Raw genomic sequence first — 4,413 nt, 5'->3', positions numbered from 1 at the left:
TTGGCGGGATTCCAGTGCGTGGAGCCAGCGGCGGTGGAGTTCCAGACGTTCCTCGCCCGTCGCGCCGCACAGGGCGGCGAAGCGCTCCACGGGCGCGAAGTCCACGGGGACCGCCTCGCCCGCACAGTAGCGGTGCAGCGTCGAGGTGTTCATGTTCAGTCGTCGGGCCAGCGAGCCGTAACTGCGGTCCGTACGATCCTTCAGCTCCCGCAGCAGCGCCGCGAACCCGGCCACGCCGTCCTGTGCCGACACCGACACCGTCACCCCGCACTCGCTCCGACCCGGACCGGCCCCGGGACGGTATCCCATGCACCCCATATACCTGCACGTCAGACGGGCTGGGATGGTTCCATGCCGGTGGATCCGGCGATGACGCTTGCGCCCGCCCGCCAGGGCGGCCGATGCTCTTGGCACCGCCCCGACGGCCACCGGACGGACCATCACGGCCGGTCCTCACGGCGTACCGCTCCGCCATTCCATCACGCACCTCTCACGGGGGACACCCATGCCCATGCGCACCCGGGCGACCGCACTCGCCACGCTCGCCGTCGCCGCACTCGCGGCCGGCACCGTACTCACCGCACCGGCCGGCGCCGCGCCGAAGAAGGCCGCGCCGCCCAAGTTCCTCGCCGCCTCCGAACTGCCCCCGCACCCGACGTCCACCTGGACCGCCGGCGCGGTCACCGACGGCTTCCCGGCGGAACTCGCCTACTGCCTGGGCGAGGGCGTACCCGCGTACGACTACCGGCACCGGGTCTTCCACACGGACCTGGACACGGGCGCCGCACAGGTCACCGTCGTCACCGGCTCCGCCGCGAAGGGCAAGGCGCTGGCCGCCCTGCTGAACAAGGAGATCCGTTCCTGCGCCGACCGGATCGAGCTGTCGGACCCGGAGACCGAGGCCGAGGGCCGGTACTACGGCAGGCTGCCGGTCGAGGAGGGTGCCACGGTGCACGGACTGCACACCGAGACCTCCTGGGGCGCCACGGACATCCATCTGCTGTCCGTGGGGCGGGACGGCAGGACCGTGACGGTCGTCGGCTGGGGACAGATGGGCGACTTCGGCGACGCCCCGGTGGCCGCCTTCAAGAAGACGACGAAGAAGGCCGTCAACAAGCTCTACTGAGCCCGCACGCCCACCGCGAAGCCCGGGGTCGTCCTCTCGCCCGGGGGTCGGGAGGACGGCCCCGCACATATGCGTGGCCTGTGCACTCCGGCCAACAACCGGTCGTTGACGATGCGACATGACTGCCGCGTGGGTGACCGGGCAATGATTCCCGTGAACGCGCATCAGCAGCGGGGGACATCGACATCGGCACGCGGGCGGGGGCCATGAAGAGTAAGGCTTCGGCGGATCGGCTGAGGCGCACACTGGGACGGGCGGACCTGAGAGCGGTGCCCGAGTCCCGCAGGGCACTGCGCGAACTCCTCGCGCACTGGGGGACACCGGAACGCTCCGCGGTCGCGGAACTGCTCACCAGCGAACTCGTCACCAACGCGCTGGTCCACACCGACGACGGGGCGGTGCTCACGGCCGTCGTCGGACCGTCGGGACTGCGGGTGGAGGTACGGGACTTCGTGGCCCGCGAGCCCCGCCCGCGCGCACCGGGCGCGGACGAGGGCACGAACGGGCGGGGTCTGGTGCTGGTCCAGTCGCTCGCCGACGAGTGGGGCGTCAGGAAGCACGACGTGGGCAAGTCCGTCTGGTTCCAACTCGAGGCGGAGGTCGCCTGACGGACCGGACCAGCGGCGCGGCGGCACGGGCGGGGTACGGCCGGCACCGGCCGCACCCCACGCCGTACCGGCGTACGGCGTCAGCCGAACTGCTGCTCCAGATCCTTGAGTTTGCGCTCCAGGGAGTCCAGGCGCGGCAGGGCCTGGGTGTCGTCCTCGGCGGTGAGGTCGAACCGCAGCGGGTCAGCGCCGGTGCGTACCGGCTGGAGGGAGGGACGCGCGCGGACGGGCAGGGCCTCCGCGGGCGATATGGCAGGCTCCGCGGAGACCATGTCGGATTCGCGTTCCACGGTCGCCGTCTCCAGCTCGCGCCTGCCGCCACGGCCGATGAATCCGCGCTGGCCACGGCTGATCGCCTTCAGCTGGGCCCGTTCCATCCGCTGCTCGCCCCGACGGCGCTGCTTCGCCTCGTCCTTGCGGATTCTGTCCTCGCGGACCTCCTCGACCGCCTCGTCGAGGGTGCGCACGTTCTCCAGCAGCATCAGCGACCAGGCGCCGTAGGTCTCCCGGGGGGCCCGCAGCCAGCGCACGATACGGATCTGGGGGAGCGGACGCGGGACCAGGCCCTGTTCGCGCAGGGCGGCCCGGCGGGTCTGCTTCAGCGCGCGGTCGAACAGGACCGCCGCCGACAGGGACATGCCCGCGAAGAAGTGCGGGGCGCCCGCGTGGCCGATGCCCCGGGGGGCGTGGACCCAGTTGAACCAGGCCGCGGCGAAGGCGAACGTCCATACGAGTATGCGCGAGCCGAGGGCCGCGTCACCGTGGCTGGCCTCGCGTACGGCGAGGACCGAGCAGAACATCGCCGCGCCGTCCAGACCGAAGGGGACGAGGTACTGCCAGCCGTCGGACAGGCCCAGGTTCTGCTCGCCGAATCCGACCAGCCCGTGGAAGGAGAGGGCCGCGGCCACCGCGGCACAGCAGAACAGCAGGACGTAGGAGACGGTCCCGTAGAGGGCCTCCTTGCGCCGCCGGCGCTCCTCGCTGCGCTCCCACGAGTCGTCCGCGCTCGTGTCCTTGACCGAGGAGCGCTTCCCGCGCGCCAGCACCGCCACCGCCGCCAGCATGCCGAGGAGCAGCACGGCGCCCGGAAGCAGCCAGTTCAGCGATATGTCGGTCAGTCTCATCTAGGGGTCCCTTGCATTGGGATAGGGCGTAACGCCCGCCATAGTGGCCCAAACCCAGCGGCCCTCAGGAGGTTTCGGGGCAAGAGGCCGCCAAGGGAGTGCGAGGGGGTGCCCAGGGCGGCTATCTGCTCGAACTGCCGTATGAGGGGCGGGAGTTGAGTTCGACCAACACTACCCGTACGGGTGGTTCCACGGATAGTTCCCGCGACAGGTGAGGGAATTGTGAATCACCTGTGACCTCTGGCGGGCATCGGTCGGCCGATCCTATGGCCCGCAAGGGCCCGCCACTGTTCGACGCGGCGTCAACTCGCCTGCGCCACCAGGGTGGTGGCGCGTTCGGTGGCTCGCTCGGCGGCCCGGTCCTTGGCGCAGGTACGCGGGCAGGTGGCGCAGATGTCGGCGGGCCGCAGCGTGTAGAACATGCAGCAGCTGACCCGGTCCCGGGTGGCGCTCACCGGCTCCCCGCCGGGTCCCGCCGGCCGGTGGAAGGCCGCCGCGCCCACGTACGGTGCCGTCGCGCCCGGCAGCAGCCGCTCCAGTTCGCCCAGCCCTCGCTCCTCCTCGCCGAGCAGCTGGGAGATGTACCGCAGGCTCTCGACGATCTCGTCCGTCGCCATGCCCCACAGGGCGCGGCCGCGCCGCCGCATCCGGGGTCCGAATCCGGCCAGGACGGGCTCGAGGTGCTGGGCGACCGCCGCGCGCACCTCCGCCCGCAGTGCCTCCTCGTCGGGCACGATCCGGGCGCCGGGCAGTCCGGCGGCGGGGTCGTCGGGCAGGCAGGCGAAGCCGTCCGGCCGCACGGCCAGGTGGCCCACGGCGAGGCCGGGGGCGGTACGGTCGAACGAGACGTGCGTCACGGGGTAGCGCGGCACCCGGCGGTGCAGGAACCAGGGCACGGTGATCAGCAGACAGGCCGGCCAGGCGTAGCGGTGCAGGCCGAAACTGGCGATCACGTCCGGGCGGGCCTGCTGGCCGTAGTCCCGCAGTACCTGGGTCTCGTCCCAGGTCAGGAAGGATTCCAGGACGGAACCTCCCTCGGCGAGCTCCGTCGCGGCGACCCAGCCGCCGCCCCGGGGCAGCTCCTCGTCGGCGCCGAGTTCGGTCACGGCCAGTGCGGGGAAGGCCTCCGCCAGGCGGGCGTACGCGTCCGCGACGGCCGAACCGGGCACAGGCATGGGACCACCCGTTCATGTCTCGAGGGACCGAGGAATAAAGGTAAGGCTCACCTTACCCAAGATCTCGGAGATGTGAACTGGTGTCCGGTGCGCCTATGGTGCTTGACGCGGGGGTGACAAGCCTCCGTAATGACCGCAAGTACCGACACGTCCTGAGGAGGACCTTGTGAAGCAGGGCATGCGGGGCTCCCTGGGGGCGGAGCCGGGGGAGGCGGGGGCCGCCGAAGGGCGGGCCGCCGGGCCGGCTGCGGGGTACGCCGTCGGGTCCTCGGCGGGTTCTGCGGCGGGTTCTGCGGCGGGGTCTACCGTCGGATCGGCTGTCGTGTCGGCCGGTCCGGGGCGTTACCGGGTGCCCGTGCAGCCCGCGGCGCAGGACACGG

At 71.8% G+C, this 4,413-nt stretch carries 5 protein-coding genes; 2 read left to right on the top strand and 3 right to left on the bottom strand.

All coding sequences use genetic code 11. From position 1 onward, the window contains the following. Nucleotides 1-309: helix-turn-helix transcriptional regulator (locus tag B9S61_RS09730; protein WP_181007314.1), on the bottom strand; the 309-nt coding region annotated here is incomplete at its 3' end. Between the two features lie 196 nt (nucleotides 310-505). Between B9S61_RS09730 and B9S61_RS09725 the strand changes: the two genes are divergently transcribed. Together B9S61_RS09725 and B9S61_RS09720 are read left to right on the top strand one after the other, a co-directional pair. Beyond that, nucleotides 506-1,126: a hypothetical protein gene (locus B9S61_RS09725; RefSeq protein WP_103541905.1), complete on the top strand. Its 621-nt coding sequence runs from the start codon at nucleotides 506-508 to the stop codon at nucleotides 1,124-1,126. Nucleotides 1,127-1,332: 206 nt separating this feature from the next. Then, complete coding sequence (locus tag B9S61_RS09720; protein WP_103541904.1) at nucleotides 1,333-1,734, top strand: ATP-binding protein; 402 nt, start codon at nucleotides 1,333-1,335, stop codon at nucleotides 1,732-1,734. Nucleotides 1,735-1,814: 80 nt separating this feature from the next. Here B9S61_RS09720 and B9S61_RS09715 read toward each other — a convergent pair whose 3' ends face one another. Both B9S61_RS09715 and B9S61_RS09710 read right to left on the bottom strand, forming a co-directional pair. After that, complete coding sequence (locus B9S61_RS09715; RefSeq protein ID WP_103541903.1) at nucleotides 1,815-2,858, bottom strand: DUF2637 domain-containing protein; 1,044 nt, start codon at nucleotides 2,856-2,858, stop codon at nucleotides 1,815-1,817. A 302-nt stretch (nucleotides 2,859-3,160) separates the two neighbouring features. After that, nucleotides 3,161-4,033 carry a (2Fe-2S)-binding protein gene (locus B9S61_RS09710; protein WP_103541902.1) on the bottom strand — a complete coding sequence of 291 codons (873 nt, stop codon included), beginning with the start codon at nucleotides 4,031-4,033 and terminating at the stop codon, nucleotides 3,161-3,163. Nucleotides 4,034-4,413 lie beyond the last annotated feature (380 nt).

Origin of the sequence: Streptomyces sp. SM1 (genome assembly GCF_002910825.1) — a bacterium.
Classification (GTDB): domain Bacteria; phylum Actinomycetota; class Actinomycetes; order Streptomycetales; family Streptomycetaceae; genus Streptomyces; species Streptomyces okerensis.
The sequence above is the reverse complement of the archived record's forward strand: the minus strand, read 5'-3'. Positions and strand labels throughout refer to the sequence as shown.